At 72.6% G+C, this 18,896-nt stretch carries 20 protein-coding genes and 1 riboswitch; of the genes, 8 read left to right on the top strand and 12 right to left on the bottom strand.

Annotated features, from left to right (window positions below; all coding sequences use genetic code 11):
• The first annotated feature begins 103 nt into the window (after positions 1–103).
• On the top strand, positions 104–973 hold the full coding sequence (locus AC0680_RS22700; protein WP_478631594.1) for an LLM class F420-dependent oxidoreductase: 870 nt from the start codon (positions 104–106) through the stop codon (positions 971–973).
• An 84-nt stretch (positions 974–1,057) separates the two neighbouring features.
• On the opposite strand, the gene AC0680_RS22695 is transcribed toward AC0680_RS22700, so the two are convergent.
• From AC0680_RS22695 to AC0680_RS22685, 3 genes are all read right to left on the bottom strand, one after another.
• A complete protein-coding gene (locus AC0680_RS22695) occupies positions 1,058–1,420 on the bottom strand; it encodes a hypothetical protein (protein ID WP_478631592.1) in 363 nt (120 codons plus the stop codon).
• Between the two features lie 144 nt (positions 1,421–1,564).
• Positions 1,565–2,326, bottom strand: coding sequence for a MerR family transcriptional regulator (locus tag AC0680_RS22690; protein ID WP_478631590.1), 762 nt, complete (start codon positions 2,324–2,326; stop codon positions 1,565–1,567).
• Positions 2,327–2,465: 139 nt separating this feature from the next.
• Entirely contained in the window at positions 2,466–2,669 is a 204-nt protein-coding gene (locus AC0680_RS22685; RefSeq protein ID WP_478631588.1) for a hypothetical protein, read from the bottom strand.
• A 36-nt stretch (positions 2,670–2,705) separates the two neighbouring features.
• On the opposite strand from AC0680_RS22685, the gene AC0680_RS22680 reads away from it, so the two are divergent.
• Positions 2,706–2,828: a hypothetical protein gene (locus tag AC0680_RS22680; protein WP_478631585.1), complete on the top strand. Its 123-nt coding sequence runs from the start codon at positions 2,706–2,708 to the stop codon at positions 2,826–2,828.
• 20 nt (positions 2,829–2,848) lie between these two features.
• Here AC0680_RS22680 and AC0680_RS22675 read toward each other — a convergent pair whose 3' ends face one another.
• From AC0680_RS22675 to AC0680_RS22655, 5 genes are all read right to left on the bottom strand, one after another.
• Complete coding sequence (locus tag AC0680_RS22675; RefSeq protein WP_478631582.1) at positions 2,849–4,021, bottom strand: aromatic ring-hydroxylating oxygenase subunit alpha; 1,173 nt, start codon at positions 4,019–4,021, stop codon at positions 2,849–2,851.
• Positions 4,022–4,032: 11 nt separating this feature from the next.
• Positions 4,033–5,220, bottom strand: coding sequence for an N-methyl-L-tryptophan oxidase (solA, locus tag AC0680_RS22670; protein ID WP_478631580.1), 1,188 nt, complete (start codon positions 5,218–5,220; stop codon positions 4,033–4,035).
• Positions 5,221–5,290: 70 nt separating this feature from the next.
• Positions 5,291–7,732 (bottom strand): GcvT family protein, encoded by a 2,442-nt coding sequence (locus tag AC0680_RS22665; RefSeq protein WP_478631577.1) that lies wholly within the window; start codon positions 7,730–7,732, stop codon positions 5,291–5,293.
• A 77-nt stretch (positions 7,733–7,809) separates the two neighbouring features.
• The gene (locus AC0680_RS22660; protein WP_478631574.1) at positions 7,810–8,895 is read right to left on the bottom strand and encodes an S-(hydroxymethyl)mycothiol dehydrogenase; all 1,086 of its coding nucleotides are present in this window, start codon (positions 8,893–8,895) and stop codon (positions 7,810–7,812) included.
• 189 nt (positions 8,896–9,084) lie between these two features.
• Positions 9,085–9,888, bottom strand: coding sequence for an IclR family transcriptional regulator (locus AC0680_RS22655; RefSeq protein WP_478631572.1), 804 nt, complete (start codon positions 9,886–9,888; stop codon positions 9,085–9,087).
• 168 nt (positions 9,889–10,056) lie between these two features.
• Between AC0680_RS22655 and AC0680_RS22650 the strand changes: the two genes are divergently transcribed.
• Entirely contained in the window at positions 10,057–10,377 is a 321-nt protein-coding gene (locus AC0680_RS22650; RefSeq protein WP_468846654.1) for a bifunctional 3-phenylpropionate/cinnamic acid dioxygenase ferredoxin subunit, read from the top strand.
• Positions 10,374–11,543, top strand: a complete 1,170-nt coding sequence (locus AC0680_RS22645; RefSeq protein ID WP_478631568.1) for an NAD(P)/FAD-dependent oxidoreductase — start codon at positions 10,374–10,376, stop codon at positions 11,541–11,543. The genes AC0680_RS22650 and AC0680_RS22645 overlap by 4 nt, the downstream gene beginning before the upstream one ends.
• Before the next feature lie 30 nt (positions 11,544–11,573).
• On the opposite strand, the gene AC0680_RS22640 is transcribed toward AC0680_RS22645, so the two are convergent.
• The 3 genes from AC0680_RS22640 to AC0680_RS22630 all read right to left on the bottom strand — a co-directional run bounded on the left by AC0680_RS22640 (position 11,574) and on the right by AC0680_RS22630 (position 14,622).
• Complete coding sequence (locus AC0680_RS22640; RefSeq protein WP_478631565.1) at positions 11,574–12,401, bottom strand: SDR family NAD(P)-dependent oxidoreductase; 828 nt, start codon at positions 12,399–12,401, stop codon at positions 11,574–11,576.
• 116 nt (positions 12,402–12,517) lie between these two features.
• Entirely contained in the window at positions 12,518–13,372 is an 855-nt protein-coding gene (locus AC0680_RS22635; RefSeq protein ID WP_478631564.1) for a bifunctional 5,10-methylenetetrahydrofolate dehydrogenase/5,10-methenyltetrahydrofolate cyclohydrolase, read from the bottom strand.
• A gap of 21 nt (positions 13,373–13,393) precedes the next feature.
• A riboswitch (ZMP/ZTP riboswitch) is annotated at positions 13,394–13,482 on the bottom strand.
• A gap of 39 nt (positions 13,483–13,521) precedes the next feature.
• Complete coding sequence (locus tag AC0680_RS22630; RefSeq protein WP_478631562.1) at positions 13,522–14,622, bottom strand: hypothetical protein; 1,101 nt, start codon at positions 14,620–14,622, stop codon at positions 13,522–13,524.
• Between the two features lie 228 nt (positions 14,623–14,850).
• Between AC0680_RS22630 and AC0680_RS22625 the strand changes: the two genes are divergently transcribed.
• From AC0680_RS22625 to AC0680_RS22610, 4 genes are all read left to right on the top strand, one after another.
• Positions 14,851–15,102 (top strand): hypothetical protein, encoded by a 252-nt coding sequence (locus AC0680_RS22625; protein ID WP_384439285.1) that lies wholly within the window; start codon positions 14,851–14,853, stop codon positions 15,100–15,102.
• Between the two features lie 95 nt (positions 15,103–15,197).
• Complete coding sequence (locus AC0680_RS22620) at positions 15,198–15,422, top strand: hypothetical protein (protein ID WP_384439282.1); 225 nt, start codon at positions 15,198–15,200, stop codon at positions 15,420–15,422.
• 104 nt (positions 15,423–15,526) lie between these two features.
• The gene (locus tag AC0680_RS22615; protein WP_478631558.1) at positions 15,527–16,759 is read left to right on the top strand and encodes an SPFH domain-containing protein; all 1,233 of its coding nucleotides are present in this window, start codon (positions 15,527–15,529) and stop codon (positions 16,757–16,759) included.
• A 136-nt stretch (positions 16,760–16,895) separates the two neighbouring features.
• Positions 16,896–17,315, top strand: coding sequence for a PPOX class F420-dependent oxidoreductase (locus AC0680_RS22610; RefSeq protein WP_478631555.1), 420 nt, complete (start codon positions 16,896–16,898; stop codon positions 17,313–17,315).
• 6 nt (positions 17,316–17,321) lie between these two features.
• Here AC0680_RS22610 and dacB read toward each other — a convergent pair whose 3' ends face one another.
• A complete protein-coding gene (dacB, locus tag AC0680_RS22605; protein WP_478631554.1) occupies positions 17,322–18,884 on the bottom strand; it encodes a D-alanyl-D-alanine carboxypeptidase/D-alanyl-D-alanine endopeptidase in 1,563 nt (520 codons plus the stop codon).
• Between the last annotated feature and the right edge of the window lie 12 nt (positions 18,885–18,896).

Raw genomic sequence — 18,896 nt, 5'->3', positions numbered from 1 at the left:
GCACGCGGCGTCGTACCCGGCCGGCTGCGGGCGGCGCGCCACGTCGCCCGGAGCACGGCCGGGCTGCGCGCTTCGGGCTTATGGTGACGCCCGGAGGTGGAGGATGCGAGTGGCGTTGCACGCGCTCGGTATCGGTGACGGTGCCCGTCCCGAGGTGATCCGTGCGGTGGCCACAGCCGCGGAGACGCACGGCTTCGCGAGGCTCTGGTGCGGCGAGCACGTGGTACTCGTGGACGCGCCCGCCTCTCGCTACCCCTACTCCTCCGACGGCAGGATCGCCGTGCCCGCGGACGCGGACTGGCTGGACCCGCTGCTCGCCCTGGCCTTCGCGGCGGCGGTCACCAGCCGGATCGAGCTCGCCTCCGGCGTGCTCCTGCTGCCCGAGCACAACCCGGTCCTGGTCGCCAAGCAGGCCGCCACACTCGATGTGCTCTCCGCCGGGCGGTTCAGCCTCGGGGTCGGGGTCGGCTGGTCGGCCGAGGAGTTCGCAGCGCTCGGAGTCCCCTTCGCCCAGCGCGGGCGGCGCACCGAGGAGTACCTCGCCGCGATGCGCACCCTCTGGACCCAGGACCCGGCCTCCTTCACAGGGGAGTTCACGCGCTTCGACGCGATCCGGGTCAACCCCAAGCCGCTGCGCGGCGGCCGGCTCCCGGTCGTGGTCGGTGGCAACAGCGACGCCGCCTTGCGCCGCGCGGTCACACTCGCCGACGGCTGGTACGGCTTCAACGTCCCGGCGGCCGACGTCCCGGCGCGCCTGGCCGTCCTCGCCGAGGAGTGCGCCCGCCACGGTCGCGCTCCTGACGAGCTCACCGTCGCCGTCGCGCTGAGCGACGGCATCCCGGAACACCTCCCCGCGCTCGGCGCGGCGGGCGTCACCGAACTCGTCGTCGTCGGCGCACCCCCGCCCGGTCCCGACGCGGCGGCCGCCTGGGTCGCGGAACTCGCCCGGACCTGGATCCGCCCGGAGGAATGACCAGGGACGGCGGGGTGAACGTGGCGGTATCGGCCTGTGTGGCGCTGGTGGCGTGCGTACGCGGCGCGGTCGGGGTGTGGCGGGTCAGCGCGGTTGGAGTTGTCCGCTTGTGGGGACGTCGAGGACGAAGAGGTGGCCGATGTCGGCGCCCGGGTAGCCGTAGTCGATGTTCTTCACTCGCAGCCGCTGCGGCGTGGCTTCGACGATCTGGACGGTGACGGGCTCGGAGTGACCGGGCAGGGAGAGCAGCCAGTCCCGGGCGAGGTAGGCCAGTCCCGTGCGGTCCAGCCGCCGGCGGGCGTCGTCTTCTTCGGCGGGGCGGCCGAGCGGGTGGCCGAAGACCGTGACCGGGACGAACAGGCCCGGGTCCGCTGCGGCGGGACGGAGGTACCCGATGAGCTCGTTGTCCTCTCGGCGGTGGTGGCGAACCCAGTGGGCGGGAATCACAGCGGAACGCTCCAAGGTAGAGGGAGAGGGAGAGGTGAAGGTCCAGGGAAGGGCACCTCGTTGGGGGTGGAGGTGCGTCGCCAGGTCGGCGAGGTGGAGGGAGACCGGCGCCGGGGTCTGCAGCCCCCGGCACCCGGTCCCCGGTCAGTTCAGTCGTGCGTCGGCGTAGGCGACCATCGCGTCGCGCTGGTACGCCGCCAGACCGTCGGCGACCCGGTCGTAGGCCGCGCGCCACTGTGCGTCGTCGACATAGTTCTGCCCGAGGGCCTTGAACGCGGCCGCGTTGGGCGTCCACATCCGGCAGATGCCCTGGTAGTGGGTGTCGACCTCGGCCTGCACCGCCGGATCGGCGACCGGTGTGCCCGCCCGCATGAACTCCGCCATGCGCACCATGGCCGCGCTCGCCTCACGCTGCAGCCGCTCCCGGTCGGCGTCGGTGAGCGTGGCGGCGAACCGTGCCGACTGCTCCGCCTGGTCGGGCCATCTCTCGCGCGCCGGGTCCTCATAGCGGGCGGTGTCGAAGCCGGTGAACAAGTTCTCCGGCCGGCTGATCTTTCCCATGTCCGAGGCGTCCTTGTCTTCCTCGAGTTCGGCGATGGTGCGCGCGACCGTGCGGGCGAGCACGTCGAGACGGTCCCGCTCGGCGAGCAGCCTGCGCCGGTGAGCACGCAGCGCGGTCACCCGGTCGACCTGGGACTCCAGCACCGCTGCGATCTCTCGTAGCCCCAGCCCCAGTTCCCGCATCAGCAGGATCTGTTGCAGTCGCAGCAGATCGGTCTTCTCGTAGTGGCGGTGCCCGTTGCCCCCCATGAAGGCGGGAGTCAGCAGACCGATCTCGTCGTAGTGCCGCAGGGTCCGGGAAGTGACCCCGGACATCCGGGCGACCTCCGCGATCGACCAGGCCATGGTCGTGCCCTTTCATCGCCGGGCCGGTCCCTCCGGCCACACCGACGACGGTAGGAGTTGACGTAGCGGAAGGCGCAAGCCGCAGCGGCCACCGCTCACCACACCGCACTCGGTAACCACGGCAGAGGGGCTGCCGGCGTCAGATCCCGTCCACGGCCGCGACCGTGAACGGCGTCTGCGGGGTGCCGGGGACCATGGGGCCGCCCTTGTCGAACTGGGAGCGGACCACCAGGGTGCGGCCGTGCTGCCGTACGAGGGTGGTGGGGACCTGGAGGGCGGGGTCGGTGACCTGGCGCTCGGAACGGGCGGCGGTGCCGTCGGCGAGGAGCCGCCAACGGCTCACCGTGTTCCGGGTGTTGTGGGCCGCCCACAGGGTGCCGTGGCGCAGGTCGAGCCCGTCGGCCAGGAGGCCCTCGCGGCGGAGTTCAGCGAGGCGGAGCGGGAATCGCTCGTCGCGCTCCTGGGCCGGTGCGTGGATCTCCTGGAGTCCGTCCGGCCGTAGGGAGTATCCGCAGGGTCAGGTCAGCCGTGCTCCCCCTCCAGGCGGTCGGTGACCCAGCGGTGGAAGGCACCGATGTGGTGCTCGCTGGGCACCAGCACCCCGCCGTCGCGGTAGGCGCGGGAGTGCATGGCGGGCTGGGTGCGCTCGCAGGCCTCGAAGTCCTGGGTGTTGACCCGGTGGAAGAGCTCGACGGACCGGGAGACGTCGGCGCCGGAGTCGACGACCTCGGGCAGGTACAGCCAGTCGCACTCGACGAGGGTGCGGTCGGGGGCGGTGGGGAACATCCGGTGGACGATGACGTGGTCGGGGACGAGGTTGACGAACACCTGCGGCCGGACGGTGACCGCGTAATAGCGGCGGTCCTGGACGTCCTCGATGCCGGGCAGCCGGCCGAAGCCCGCGCTGCCGTCGACGGTGAACCCCGCGGCCTCCGCGGCGAACTCCGCGCCATGGCCGACGTAGTACTGGGCGGCGAAGCCGTCGGCGAACTCCGGTAGGACGTCGGTGAGTTCGGGATGGATGGTGGCGCAGTGGTAGCACTCCATGAAGTTCTCGATGATGAGCTTCCAGTTGGCGCGCACGTCGTAGCCGATGCGCCTGCCGAGGGCGAGACCTTCGGTGCGGTAGCGGTCGATGGCGGCCGGGTCCCCCAGCCGCTCGACGGCCGCGCCGATCACGGTGTCCTCGAAGGACGGCGGGTCGTCGGCCAGGCACACCCAGGCGTAGCCGAGCCACTCGCGGAGCGGGACGGCGACCAGGCCGCGCTCGGTACGGTCGATGTCCGGCATCTTCTGCAGGTTGGGGGCGGCGATCAGACGTCCGTCGAGGTCGTAGGTCCAGGCGTGGTAGGGGCACTGGAGGGTGCGGCGGACCTCGCCGGACTCCTCGGTGCACAGCTGCGCGCCGCGGTGGCGGCAGATGTTGAGGAAGGCGCGCAGCTCGCCGGCGCGGTTGCGGGTGACCAGTACGCTCTCCCGGCCGACCCGGACCGTGCGGAAGGCGCCGGGCCGGCCCAGGTCGGCGCTGCGTACCGCGCAGAACCACAGGCGTTCGAAGATCTTCTCCTGCTCCTGGCGGAAGATCTCGGGGTCGGTGTAGTAGTGGCCGGCGAGGGTGCTGATCAGGCTCGGGGCGACGCCGGTCGCGGGCCCGGCGGGCGCCGCCGGCGCGGACTCGGTGGGTGTGGTCGTCATGGGTGCTCTCCTCAAACGGCCGCGGCGGCGGGCCGGCCGGGGGTCTTTCCGGCGAAGCGGCGGGCAGGGTCGAACAGCTCGATGGGGTGCGCGGTGGCACCGGTCAGCGCGAGATCGGCGACGATCTCCCCGACCACCGGCACGAACTTGAAGCCGTGTCCGGAGAAGCCGCAGGCGACGGTCACCGTCCCCGGGTGCGCGGGGTGCCGGGTGATCACGAAGTGCTCGTCGGGGGTGTTGGAGTACATGCAGGTGGCGGCCTTGAGGAAGCGGCCGGGCAGGGCCGGGATCCGCGGGGCGAGCTGGTCGGCCATGGCGCGCACCTCGTGGTCGTGCACGGTGCGTTCGATGGTCTCGGGGGTGCAGACGGTGCCCTTGCGGAAGAACGCGACCTTGGCGCCGCCCTCGGGGCCGTCGATCGACGGGAAGCCGTAGATCTGGACGCCCCGCGCATCCTCCCAGATGTAGATCGGATGCCGCTCGGGGACGAACGGCGCGGTGCCGCCGTCGGGGGCGAACCAGTACATGATCTGTCGTTCGATGGTGAACGGCACGCCCAGGTCGGTGAGCAGCGCCGGCGCCCAGGCGCCCGGGCAGATCACCAACTGCCCTGCGGTGTAGGTGTCTTCGGGGGTGTGGACGCGGACACCGGCGCCGCCGGGAAGCTCCTCCCAGCGGATGACCGGCTCCTCGAAGCGCAGCTCGGCACCGTCCTGGGTGGCGAGCTGGACGTGGGCGGCGACGGTGTACTCCGGCCGGACGAGCCCGGCCCGCGCCTCGTACAGCGCGACCTCGTCGTCGGCGGGGGTGAGGGTGGGAAAGCGGCGGCGGATCTCCTTGGCGTCGAGCATGTCGTGCGGCAGGTCCCACTGCCGGGCGGACTGCAGACTGCCGCTGACGGTGCGGCTGTCGGGGCGGCCGATCATCACCCCGCCGCACAGGGTGGCGATCTCGCGGCCGGTGTCCCGCTCCAGCTTGTCGTACAGCTCGTACGAGCGCAGCAGCAGCGGTACGTAGGCCGGGTCCTCGAAGTAGGACTGGCGGGTGATGCGCGAACCGCCGTGGCTGGAGCCGCGGTTGTGCACCGGGCCGAACCTCTCCAGGCCCAGGACCCGTGCGCCGCGGGCGGCGAGATGGTGGGCCGCGGCGCTGCCCATGCCGCCGAGCCCGAGGACGATGACGTCGTACGTGGGGGACACAGTGGCCTCCTGGCGTGTCTGGCGCGTCTGTGGTGTGCGGGCCCGCGGACCCGGACCCATCGGACACGCCCTAGCGGCGGATGCGGGTCATCTTCGGGTCGAAGAGCGGCTCGTCGGCGACGGTCGCCGGGACCTTCTCGCCGAAGTACTCGATGTGCACACCGGTGCCGGTGGCGAGCGGCGGCAGCCAGGCGTAGGCGACGCAGCGGCCCAGGGTGTAGCCGTACGAAGCGCTGGTCACATAGCCCGCGGGCGCACCGTCGAGGTACACGGGCTCCTTGCCCAGGACGTTGGCGGCCGGGTCGTCGAGCACGAGCGCGGTCAGTTTGCGGGTGAGGGCCCGGTTCGCGTCGAGGGCGGCCCGGCCCACGAACTCCTTGTCCGCCCGGACCGCGAATCCGACCCCCGCCTCGTACGGGTCGTGCTCGGCGGTCATGTCGGCGCCCCAGGCGCGGTAGCCCTTCTCCAGACGCAGGCTGTTGAAGGCCGAGCGGCCGGCCGCGATCACTCCGAGTTCCCGGCCCGCCTCCCACAGCGTGTCCCAGAGCCGCAGTCCCAGGTCGGCGGTGGTGTACAGCTCCCAGCCCAGCTCACCGACGTACGACAGGCGCATCGCCGTCACCGGCACATGGCCGAGGTGAGTGCGCTTCGCGCGGAAGTAGCCGAAGCCCTCGTGGGAGAAGTCGTCGCGGGTCAGCGGCTGGACGAGGGCGCGGGCGAGCGGCCCCCACACGCCGACGCAGCAGGTGCCGGAGGTGATGTCGCGGACCCCGACGCCGTCCGGCGCATGCCGCAGCAGCCAGTCCAGGTCGGCCGGGGAGTTGGCGCCGACCTGGAACCGGTCGGGAGCCAGGCGGGCGACGGTGAGGTCGGAGCGGATGCCGCCGGACTCGTCCAGGAGCAGGGTGTAGGTGACCGCGCCGGGCTTCTTGCGGAGGTTGTTGGTGGTCATACGGTCCAGGAAGTCCAGCGCGTCCGGGCCGGTGACCTCCAGCCTGCGCAGCGGGGTCATGTCGTACAGCGCGACCCTCTCGCGGGTCGTCCTCGCCTCGGCGGCGGCGATCGGCGACCAGTGGCGCGCGGACCAGGCGTCGCGCTCGGGCAGGTGGAGTCCCTCGGCCAGCGGGGCGTTGGCCTCGTACCAGTGGGGGCGCTCCCAGCCGCCGCTTTCGAGGAAGTACGCGCCGAGCTGCTGCTGGCGTACGTGGAAGGGGCTGGTGCGCAGCGGCCTGGGCTGCTCCATGGGCTGCAGGGGGTGGATGACGTCATAGACCTCGATGAAGTTCTGGGCGCCGCGGTCGGCGATGTAGGCGGGCGAGCGCTGGGCGTCCTCGAAGCGGTGGAGGTCGCACTCGTGGATGTCGGTGGCGGGCCGGCCGTCCGTCATCCACTCGGCGACGGCCTTCGCGACGCCCGCGGAGTGGGTGACCCAGACCGCCTCGGCGAGCCAGAATCCCCGCAGTTCGCGGGATTCGCCGAGCACCGGCATCCCGTCGGGGGTGAAGGAGAAGACGCCGTTGAAGCCCTCGGCCACCTCCGACGCGCCCAGCGCGGGCAGCAGGGTGACGCTGTCCTGCCAGCTCGGCGCGAAGTCGTCCTCGGTGAACGGCAGCGACGACGGCATGACGGGAGCTTCGTCGAAGGCGGGGACGGTGAAGGGGTCGACGGGCATCGGGCGGTGGGCGTAGGAGCCGATGCCGATGCGGTCGGTGTGCTCCCGGAAGTACAGGTCGCGGTCCTGGAAGCGCAGGATGGGCCGGCTCGCCTCGGTGCGGGGGTCGTTGACACCCGCGAGCTCGGGGAGCGGTGCGGTCCTGGCGTACTGGTGGGCGAGCGGGAGCAGGGGCACGTCCACCCCGGCCATCGCGCCGATCACCGGGCCCCAGAAGCCGGCGGCCGAGACGACATGGTCGGCGGGGAAGGTGCCCCGGTCGGTGATGACGCCGGTGACCTGGCCGTTCTCCCGCTCGATGCCGGTGACGGTGTGCCGTTCCAGGAAGCGGGCGCCGTGCCGCGCGGCCCGCTCCATCTGGGCTCGGCAGGCCAGGGTCGCGCGGGCCAGCCCGTCGTCGGGGGTGTGGAAGCCGCCGTGGAGCACGCTCTCGTCGAGCATCGGCCAGAGCTCCTTGCACTGCCGCGGGGTGAGGAGTTCCCCGCGTACGCCCCAGGAGGCGGCGAGTCCGGCCTTGCGGTGCAGATCGGCCCAGCGGGCTTCGGTGGTGGCGACCTCCAGGCCGCCCACCGGGTTGAAGCAGGGCAGTCCGTCGACCTCCAGGGAGCCGAACTTCCGCACCGTGTAGGCGGCGAACCCGGTCATGGTCTTGGAGGGGCTGGTCTGGAAGACCAGGCCCGGGGCGTGCGAGGTGGAGCCGCCGGGGGCCGGCAGCGGGCCCTGTTCGAGGACAGTGACGTCGGTCCAGCCGCGGGCGGTCAGCTCATCGGCGAGCGAGCAGCCGACGATGCCGGCGCCGATGACAACCACACGGGAACTGTTGGCGGGCGTGCGGGACATGCCCCTCCTCCTGCTGGTCGGGGTGGTCGACGGGGGGTGCTGCGCCGTTACCGGATCGATGGCGTGCGAAGGGGGCCCTACAGGACCACGACGGAGCGCAGCACCCGGCCGTCGCGCATCTTGTCGAAGGCGGACTCCACCTCGTCCAGGCCGATCGTCTCGGTGACGAACCCGTCGAGGTCGAGCCGTCCGCTGAGGTAGCGGTCGATCAGGAGGGGGAAGTCGCGGCTGGGCAGGCAGTCGCCGTACCAGGAGGACTTCAGCGCGCCACCGCGCGAGAAGAGGTCGATCAGCGGCAGCTCGATGCGCATGTCGGGGTCGGGGACGCCGACCAGGACCAGGGTTCCGGCCAGGTCGCGCAGGTAGAAGCCCTGGGTGAAGGTCTCGGGGCGGCCGACCGCGTCGATGACGACATCGGCGCCGTTGCCGCCGGTGAGCTGCCGTACGGCCTCGACGGCGTCCGTACCACGGGAGTTGACGGTGTGGGTGGCGCCGAAGCGGGTGGCGCCGTCCAGCTTCCGCTCGTCGATGTCGATCGCGATGACCCGGCGCGCCCCGGCGATCGAGGCGCCGGCGATCGCGGCGTTGCCGACGCCGCCGCAGCCGATGACGGCGACGGTGTCACCGCTGCCGACGGCCCCCGTGTGCACGGCGGCGCCGTATCCGGCCATCACCCCGCAGCCGATCAGCCCGGCGGCCTCCGGGCGCGCCGACGGATCGACCTTCACCGCCTGTCCGGCCGCGACCAGCGTCTTCTCGGCGAACGCCCCGATACCGAGCGCGGGGCTGAGCGGGGTGCCGTCCAGCAGGGTCATCGGCTGGGCGGCGTTGCGGGAGTCGAAGCAGTACCAGGGCCGGCCACGGCGACAGGACCGGCAGCTGCCGCAGGGCGCCCGCCAGGCGAGTACGACGTAGTCGCCCGGGGCGAGTTCGGTGACGCCGGGGCCGACCGACTCGATGACGCCGGCCGCCTCGTGACCGAGCAGGAAGGGGAACGCGTCGTTGATCGCGCCGTCCCGATAGTGCAGATCGGTGTGGCAGACGCCGCAGGCCTGTACGGCGACGAGCACTTCGCCCGGGCCGGGATCCGGCACCAGGATCGTCTGCAGCTCGACCGGTGCGCCTTGTTTCGCCGCGACGACGGCATGGACTTCGTGTGGCATGCCCTACCCCTCGGTGTTGCGCAGTGCACGACTGGTTGCGCGATGAGAGACATAGTGGGAACGCGGCCTCGGCACCGTCAAGGGGGTACGTGCCAGCGCTTGGTAAAAGGCCCGTGACACGTCACCACACGACTGCGGGGCCGGAACAACCGCTCCGGCCCCGCCCGCGCACCCGTGCCCGTCAGCCGCTCAACAGGCGTACCCCATCCGCCGCGAGAGCTCCTCGGCCGCGGAAACGGTGCCCTTGACGACCTGGGGCAGCCGCTCCTCGTCCAGCCGGTAGGCGGGCACCGAGACGCTGATCGCCCCGATCACCGAGCCGTCGTGCGCCCGCACCGGCGCCGCGACCGCGCGCAGCCCGAGCTCCAGCTCCTCGACCGCCACCGCGAATCCCCGCTCGACGACCTCCCCCAGCTGCCGGCGCAGTTCGGCGGCCGAGGTGACCGTCCGCTCGGTGAGCCGCGGCAACTTCCGCCCCAGGACCGCCTCCTGGACCGGTTCGGGCTGGTAGGCGAGCAGCGCCTTGCCGCTGGAGGTGGCGTGCAGCGGTGTACGGCGGCCGAGCCAGTTCTGCGCGGTGACCGAGGCCGGGCCGCGCGCCTGCATGATGTTGACCGCGGCATCGCTCTCCAGCACCGCGATGTTGACCGTCTCCCCCAGCTCGTCGGCCAGCTGCTTGCAGACCGCCGCGCCCTCCTGGGAGATGTCCAGCCGTACGGCGGCCGCTCCGGCCAGCCGCAGCACACCGGCGCCGAGGTAGTACTTGCCGCGCTCCTGCTCCTGACCCACCAGCCCGCGGCTCTCCAGCACACCGAGCAGCCGGAACGCGGTCGACTTGTGCACCCCCAGCTCGTCGGCGACCTCGGTCACCCCGGCCTCGCCCAGCCGCGCCAGGATCTCCAGTACGGTCACCGCCCGGTCCACCGACTGCACGGCGGTCGCGGGCCCCTTCGGCGGTCTGCCCTCCGCCCGCCCCTCCACGTTGTCCGTCATCTGTTGGATCTCACCACCTGGGAACCCGGTCGCGGGTCCGATCCTGTGCGCTCGGCATTTCCGGGGACCGCTTGACGCACACGCTCCCCGTCTGGATTCTGTTGCGCATAGCGCTTCATCGTGCGCAACGCGAAACTCGATGATACCGAACAGTAACAGGGGGGTCCTGTGATTCCTGTCTGCCATCTCGCCGACCTGCCCGCAGGCGAGTCCGTACGCATCGACACCGCACCTCCGATCGCCGTCTTCAACGCCGACGGGCAGCTGTACGCCATCGACGACACCTGCACCCACCAGGACGCCTCGCTCGCGGACGGCTGGCTGGAGGGGTGTCTGGTCGAATGCCCGCTGCACGCCGCTTCATTCGATCTCCGCACCGGAGCGCCCACCTGCCTGCCCGCACGCCGGGCCGTGCGCACCCATCCCGTGACCGTCGAGGACGGCATGATCTACGTCCACCACGCCGCCGAGGAGGGCACCGCCGCATGAACTCGGTCGCTGTCATCGGGGCGTCGCTGGCCGGGTTGTACACCGCGCGGGCCCTGCGCGCCCAGGGGTTCGAGGGCCGCCTGGTGATCGTCGGGGACGAGCGGCACCGCCCCTACGACCGGCCGCCGCTGTCCAAGGGCTTCCTCACCGGCTCGGCCGGCCAGGAGCAACTGGCGCTCGCCGACGCCGAGGAGATCGCCGGACTCGACGCCGAATGGCTGCTGGGCACCCGGGCGGTCGGCCTCGACACCGCCTCGGGCGCGGTACTGCTCGACGGCGACCGGTCCCTGAGCGCCGACGGCGTGGTCATCGCCACCGGCGCCGCCCCCCGGCGCCTGGCCGGCCCCGCGCCCGGCGGTGCGCACACCCTGCGCACCCTCGACGACGCCCAGGCACTGCGTGCGGACCTCGTCCGGGGCCCGGTCAGGGTCGTGGTGATCGGCGCCGGCTTCATCGGTGCCGAGGTCGCCGCCTCGTGCGCCGCCCTCGGCCATGACGTCACCGTCGTCGAGGCCGCGCCCCTGCCGCTCCTGCCCCAACTCGGCGACGAGATGGCCGGGATCTGCTCCGCGCTCCACGCGGACCACGGCGTCACCCTCCTCACCGGCACCGGCGTCGCCCGCCTGCACGACGGCGGGACCGACCGGCGGGTCACCGCGGTCGAGCTGTCCGACGGCCGGCTGCTGCCCGCCGAGGTCGTGGTCACCGGCATCGGCGTACGCCCGAACACCGACTGGCTCGCGGGCTCCGGGCTGCCGCTCGACGACGGCGTGCGCTGCGACGCCGGCTGTGTCACCCCGCTGCCCAACGTCGTGGCCGTCGGCGATGTCGCCAGGGTGGCCGGTACCCGCGCCGAACACTGGACCAGCGCGACCGAGCAGTCCGCGGTGGCGGCCCGCAACCTGCTGGCCGGCAGCACCGTCGCCACCCATCAGGCACTGCCCTACTTCTGGTCCGACCAGTACGGCGTACGCATCCAGTTCGCCGGCCGGCGGGGCCCCGCCGACACCCCGCGCATCCTCGAGGGCTCACCCGACGACCGCAGTTTCCTCGCCTGCTACGAACGCGACGGGCGCCCCACCGCCGTCCTCGCCCTCAACCGGCCCCGCCCCTTCATGCGCCACCGCCGCGAGCTCGCCCGCGCCACCCAGCCGGCCACCACCTGACCTCCCGCCCGGGAAGGCCCGCCCCGGCCGTCAGCGGCCGCGCTCCTCGCCGTCGCCACGCGGTTCCAGGCGGAAGGTGAACGCGGCGCCGCCGGTGTCGACGGCCGTGGCGCCGCCGTCGACGGTGAGGACCGCGCCGTTGACGAAGGACGCGGCAGGCGAGAGGAGCCAGTCGACGGCCTCGGCGACCTCGTGCGGCTCGCCGGGACGGCCGACGGGGAGCAGCCGGGTGGCCTCCTCGTACGCGGCGTCGATGCCGCCGGTGAGGCCGGCCTCGTCGGCGAACCGCGCCATCCGCCGGTCGGCCATCTCCGTACGCACCCAGCTGGGGCAGACGATGTTGGCGCGGAGCCCGTCGCGTCCGTAGTCGACGGCGAGGGAGCGGCAGAGCTGGAGCAGGGCGGCCTTGGAGGTCGCATAGGCGGCGTTGCCGGCGCCGTTGCGCAGGGCGGAGACCGAGGCGACGGCGACGACCGAGCCGCGCGCCGCCAACAGGTGCGGCAGGGCGGCGCGTTGGAGGAGGAAGGGGCCGGTGACGTTGGTGGTCATCACGGCCTCCCAGTCCTCGACCGACAGATCGCCGACGGAGCCGCTGCGGCCGATGCCGGCGTTGAGGACCAGCCCGTCGAGCCGTCCGTACGCCGACACGGCGGCATCGACCAGGCCCTGGACGGCCTCGGGGTCGGCGGCGTCGGAGGGGTGGGCCAGGGCGCCGGTCTCCTCCGCGAGGCGGTGCAGCGGTTCGGGCCGGCGGCCGGAGATCACCACCTGGTGGCCGGCCGCCCGCAGCAGCCGGGCGGTGGCGGCACCGATGCCCGTACCGCCGCCCGTCACGATGACAACGCGCTGTTCCGCCATGGCCGTTCACCCTCCGGTTGATGATCGTTTGTCGCCCTGGCGATCATACGGAGGGCGACTGCCCGGCCGCCGCACACTTCCGGCCCCGCCCCGCACGGGGCTTCGATGCCGCGCCGTCAGGCGGCCTTCAGCTGACGGGCCGCGGCGTCGACGGTCTGGGTGAGCAGGGTGGCGATGGTCATGGGGCCGACGCCGCCGGGGACCGGGGTGATCAGGGAGGCGCGGCTGCTCGCGGAGTCGAAGTCCACATCGCCGACGTTGCCGGGGTTGTAGCCGGCGTCGACGACGACGGCACCGGGCTTGATGTGTTCGCCGGTGAGCAGACGGGGCCGGCCGACGGCGGCGATCAGCACGTCGGCCTGACGGGTGATCGACGCGAGGTCGGTGGTGCGGGAGTGGCAGTAGGTGACGGTGGCGTTGCGCCCGAGCAGCAGCATCCCGACGGGCTTGCCGAGGATCGCGCTGCGGCCGACCACGACGGCGTGCTTGCCGGCCAGCTCGACGTCGTAGTGGTCGAGGAGGCGGAGGATGCCGGCCGGCGTGCAGGAGGCGAAGCCGTCGACGCCGAAGCTCATCGTGGCGAAGGAGTGGTAGGTGACGCCGTCGACGTCCTTTTCGGGGGCGATGGCCTCGAACGCGGCGCGCTCGTCGATGTGCGGGCCGACCGGGTGCTGCAGGAGGATGCCGTGGACGGTGGGGTCGTCGGAGAGCTCGGTGATGGTGCCGACCAGCTCCGCGGTCGTGGTCTCGGCGGGCAGTGCGACATGCCGCGACCGGATCCCAGCCTTCTCGCAGCGGGCGCGCTTCATCCGTACGTATGTCGCGGAGGCGGGGTCGTCACCGACCAGTACCGTGGCCAGGCAGGGGGCCTGGCCGGTCTCCCGGGTGAGGGTCGCCGCGCGGTCCGCGGCCTGCTCGACGATGCGGCGGGCCAGTGCGCTGCCGTCCATGAGGCGGGCGGTCTGGGACATCGGGTGCTCCTGAGCGTCGTGAGGGATCGCCCAGGCGCGCGGCAGTGGCCAGATGCGGCCGGGCCGCTCCCCGGTGGTACTCCACCCAAGCGCCAGTCACGGCCCGCCGACCACTGTAATCGACGGCCGATCGTTCCTGGGAGCCGGCGTCAGGTGCCTCCGTGACCGCCCGGGGCCGGGGTGGGCGTGCTGGCTTCCCATTGACTGAGGATGCCGTCCCAGTCGTGCTGGGCGGTGGTGATGGCGCTGGGGTCCCAGGTGGCGGGGGCGGGCTGTTGCCCTTGGTACACCTGGTAGTCCTGGTAGCTCTGGTTGCCCTGGTAGCTCTGATAGCCCTGGTAATCCTGATAGCCCCGGTAATCCGCGTTGTTCTGATAGCCCGCGTACTGCTGCTGTTTCCAGGGTTCGTGCTCGTACGTCTCCCGTGGGGGCTGCGCGGGTCGCTCGCGCCAGGCCAGATGAGGCGTCTCGGACTGCTGGGAGGGCTGGAGCGTGGCCATCCGGCGGTGGCGGCCGATGCGGTCCGGTGGTGTGGTCTGGGGGGTCTGGCGGTTCTCGGCGGACAGCTGCTGGGCGCGGGCCGCGAGGAAACGGGCGTCGAGACCGAGTTCGGTGGCCAGGGCCGTGAGGTCGACTCCGGTGTGCCAGCTGCTCATCAGGATCGCGTCCAGGGCCGGCGCCCAGGCCGAGTCGGTGGCCTGGGGCGCAGCGGCCTGGGGCGGGGCGGCCTGAGGTGGGGCGGACGGGGGCGGAGCGGCCTGAGGTGGGGCGGACGGGGGCGGAGCGGCCTGGAGCGGGCCGGTCGCCGGTGCGCCGGCGTGGCCTGTCGGGACCTGGCCGGGCGCGGCGGCCTGGCCCGAGGGGTGCGCGGCGGGGTGGGCGCCGGTCTGCGCCTGCTGGTGGGCGGCGGCCGGCTGTGCGGGGGCGTGCTCCCGGGCGCCGGTCTGCTCGCCCGCGGGCGGCTGCTCGTTGGCGGGGTGGGCGGGCTGGGCGAGCAGGCTCTTGGCGACCGCGCGGGCGTCGTCCTTGCCCACCGTGCGGCGGGCCAGGCGCACTTCGCGTTCGTCCAGGCCGAGCAGGTCCGCCACCACCGCGTCGCTGCCCACGGTCACGGCGAAGGCGGCCAGCGTCCGCGACCGGCGGACCTCGGCCTCGTCGAGGAGTCCCTGCGTCCGGCGGACCTCGTCATCGCTGCTGCAAAACGCCTGTGCGAGTACCGCGTGGCGCTCCCACAACTCCCTCGGTTCCATGACTGCGACAACGTTCCTTCGTCCGGATTGGACTGCTTCCCGGCAATAGATCACTGCATGGGGTGATATTCGAGGGCGTTTCGCCCCCCACGGAAGGACGCATGTGCGGGGAGCCGCAAAAATACGCAGTGACCCCAGGCCCGCAGGATCGTTTCAACGGCCATGAGCGCTCCTACCTCCGGCACCGTCGCAGGTCACGGACAGACTTCCCTCCCCCACCCCGGGTCCATGCCCCGGTGGATCACCGCCGAGGTCGCCCACCAGACCCCGTTGTACGCCACTCTGGTGCGGATTTGGACGGAGCGCGCCGCCACGGTACCCGGGGTCGCCGACCCCGAATGGCAGCGGCTGGTCTCGTACCGCTGCCTGATGGAGGAGACCGAGACCGCGCTGACCGCCCTCCGGCCGCACCGCGCCCCCGACGTGCTGCCCGCGCGCCGGCCGGTCCCGGCCGCCCGGCCCGCCCGGCTGGACTCCTGAGCCGGCCGGATCGCCCGGAGTACCGTTGAGTTGTCGAGATTTCCCGCTGCCCGGCTTCCGGGCCGACAGCGGCTTTGACCAGCGACGGAGCCCGGGTGAGCGCGAGGGATGACACGGACTTCGACCCGATCGGCGCGATCGGGCGGGTGACCGTCTCGATCCCGAGCGACGGACCGGGCGAGGTGCTGCTGCCCGTACGCGGCGGGACCGAGGCCTTCGCCGCCTGGTCCCGAGAGCCCATCGCCCGCCATACGCAGGTCGTCGTGGTGGACCACACCTCGGCGCGGTCGGTGATCGTCGCACCGCTGCCGGCCGCCTGATCCGGACCGGAGCCCGTACGGCCGGGCGGAGGGATGCTCTCCCCGCTCCGCGCCCTCCCGCCCGGAGTGCCCGAGGCCGGCCGCACCGGACCAGGAGCCTTGTGATGTTGTTCTGGCATGTTCCCGCGCCGAACGAGGCGCTGTTGATCTCCGGCTCGAAGCGCCGTGCGGGGGACGCGCAATTCCGTATCGTCACGGGCCATGGCTGCTGGGTCATGCCCGTCAAGCAGAAGGCGAGCCTGCTGTCGCTGTCGCTGCGGGAGGCGGAGATCTCCGAGGACTGCGTCACCCAGCAGGGCATCAGGCTCGCCGTCCGGGCGGTCGCCGTCTTCAAGGTCGGCGACGACCCGACGTCGATCGCCAACGCCGCGCGACGGTTCCTGGACGAGCAGGACACCATGGAGGATCTGGTGGGGCGGATCTTCGCCGGCCATCTGCGCTCGATCGTCGGCGGCCTGACCGTCGAGCAGATCATCCGGGAGCGGGACCGGGTCGCCCAGGAGGTCAAGGACGGCAGCCACTCCGAGATGGAGAAGCTCGGCATCGTCGTCGACGCCCTGCAGATCCAGGAGATCGGCGACACCTCCGGCTACATCACCAACCTGGCCGCCCCGCACGCCGCGGCGGTCGCCAGCGCCGCGCGGATCGCGGAGGCGAAGGCCGACCAGGAAGCGGCCGAGCGGGAGCAGCAGGCGGCGGCGCTGAAGGCGAAGTACGAGCGGGACACCGCGATCAAACGGGCCGGGTTCCTCGCCGAGACCGAGCAGTACAACGCCAGCGCCGCACAGGCCGGTCCGTTGTCCCAGGCCAGGGCCTCACAGCAGGTCATCGAGGAGCAGACCGCGCTGGCCGAGCGGCAGGCCGCGCTGGCCGCCCAGCGGCTGGAGGCCGAGGTGCGCCGCCCCGCGGACGCCGAGGCCTACCGGCTGCGCACCCTGGCGGAGGCTCGGCGCGACCAGGTCCGCTTCGAGGCGGACGCCCGTGCCTACACCGAACGCGCGCTCGCCCAGGCACGCGCCGATGCCAACACCGTGCTGGCCGCCTCGCTGCGGGACGGCAACCAGGAGCTGATCGCCGCCAACCGCACCGTCGAGAACCTCCCGGCGCTGGCCCAGGCCGCCGCCGAGGGCATCTCCGGGTCCCGGCTGACCGTCCTCAACGGCACCGACGGCATCGACGAGATCGCCTCCGCCATCGTCGGTCAGGGCCTGGCCATCCTCGACACCCTGAAGAAGGGATCCGCCGCGGCGCCCGGCACCGCCCCGCCCGCCGCCACTCCCCCGCTGGCGGACGGGGACGGTTCCCTCCCGCAGAAGGTCGCGCCTCCCAGAGGGTGACGGGCCAAAAGCGCGAAGATGAGCGCAGCGGCGCACCGAGTGCGGCGACGTACCGAACGCGGCGACGCACCCGAAGACAGCGACGCATCCGAAGGCAGCAACGTCCTCCCACCGCAGCGAACCGAGAGTGCCTCCCATGTCGAAACCACCGCTCCCCGAAGCCGCCGTCGCCATGCTGGCCAAGCCCAACCCCGCGGTCATCACCACACTGCGGCCGGACGGCCAGCCGGTCTCCACGGCCACCTGGTACCTCTGGGACGAGGGCCGGGTGCTGGTCAACATGGACGAGGGCCGCAAGCGGCTGGAGCACGTCCGCCGCGATCCCCGGGTCACGCTCACCGTGCTCGACGAGAGCAACTGGTACACCCACCTCAGCCTCATCGGCCGCGTCGGGGAACTCCGGGACGACCAGGAACTGTCCGACATCGACCGGCTGGCCCGGCACTACCTCCGGCGGCCGTACCCGCAGCGGGACCGCCGCCGGGTCAGTGCCTGGATCGAGATCGAGCGCTGGCACGGCTGGGGAAGCCTGAAGGACAGCAGCCAGGCGGGGTGAGCCCGGCTACCCGCTCGTCTGCTGCAGGTAGGCCGCGACCTCGGCCACATCGTTCCCGACCGCCAGGACGCCGCCGATGTTCGTGCCCGCCGTGGAGGCACCGTTCACGCCGGCGAAGAACACGTCGAAGCGGTCCTTGCCCGTCTCCAGGTAGCCGGCCGTGGTCTCGGCTCCCACGGCCAGCCGGTCGTTGAGCGCGTCATCGCCCGCCACGGTGCCGGTCTTGGCGAACACCCTGCCGCGTGACGGGCAGTCACGGCAGGAGTCCGCCAGGGTGCCGTCGACGCCCAGGATCGGCAGTGAGGTGCGAAAGCGCTCCGCGTCGGCGGTGTGCTGCCAGTACGTCAGGAGCTGGGCCGCGGCACGTGGTGTGGTCCGGTCGACCGGACTGCCGCCCCGGCCGTCCGCGAGCTGTACGGCCCCGCGGTCCACCTTCGCGCCGTCCAGGAAGGCGGCGAGCACCGGGAATCCGTCCTGGCAGTCGGTCTTCCCCCGGCTCACGGCCATCAGGCAGATCCCGAGATTCGCCCCGAGGTTGTGGCTCACCTTGAGGACGAGCTCGGCGTACTCGGCGTACGGCGGGGAGGTGTACCGGGCCACGGTGGGCACGCCCTGGTAGGAGCGCGGCAACCGGGCGACGGGGTTGGGGCCGACGGCGGGTGCGGTGACCTCCACCCCGGCCCGCTTCAGCGCCTCGATCATCGCGGTCCGGCCGAAGGCGTTCGGGTCCTTGACGGGCGACACCCGCAGGACGGGGGCCGAGCCGGCGGCGATGGTGCCGGCCAGCTGGATGCGGGTGCCGTCGGCGGAGGCCTTGACGGAGATGTCGGTCGGCTTGCCGGCGGCGACGGTGCGGACGGCGGACGTGACCCGGTACGGCGCGACCTTCGGGCGCACCTCCAGGCCGGCCGGTGCCCCCGCTCCGCTGCCGGGGGAGGTCAGCAGATCGATGACGTTGTCGTTGATGATCAGTGGGGTGGGCGTCGGGTCGAACGTCGGGTCCCGGCGGAACAGCCGTGCGTCGACGACCACGTCGCCCTCGACCCGGCGGATTCCCGCGGCACGCACCTGCCGGGCGAGCTGGTCGACGCCGGCCAGCGGGTTCTGCGGGGTGAGGGTGGCGCCGGGGATGTCGTTGGCGTAGGTGTGGTCGATGGTGGTGAAGGCGACGGTGCCGTTCTTGCGCGTCCTGCCGCCGAGTGTCAGGTCCCCCTGCGCGACCAGGTCGAGATCGCCCTGGAGCGTCGCGTTGCGGCGGCTGCCGACGGCGTGCAGCGGGGTGACGAAGCGGTGGCCGCCGCCCAGTGTGTGCCAGGTGCCGCTGACGCCGAACAGTTTGGCCGTGGACCCGGGGATGAAGAACTGATCGGCGTTACGGGACCGGGTCACCTTTCCGGTCTGCGGGTTCTGCTGGAACAGGCCCCACTGGGCGTGCCGGTAGGCGGGCTTTCGCAGGACCGCGGTGATGCGCGGATCGAGGGTCTCGTGGTCCGTGGGGGTGGGCGGGGTGGCCTGGACGAGGGCGGCGAGGACGGCGCCGACGGCCACCACAAGGGCCAGGGCGCGCACGGTGCGCCGGCG

It is taken from the genome of Streptomyces sp. NPDC043738 (assembly GCF_056436545.1).
The sequence above is the reverse complement of the archived record's forward strand: the minus strand, read 5'-3'. Positions and strand labels throughout refer to the sequence as shown.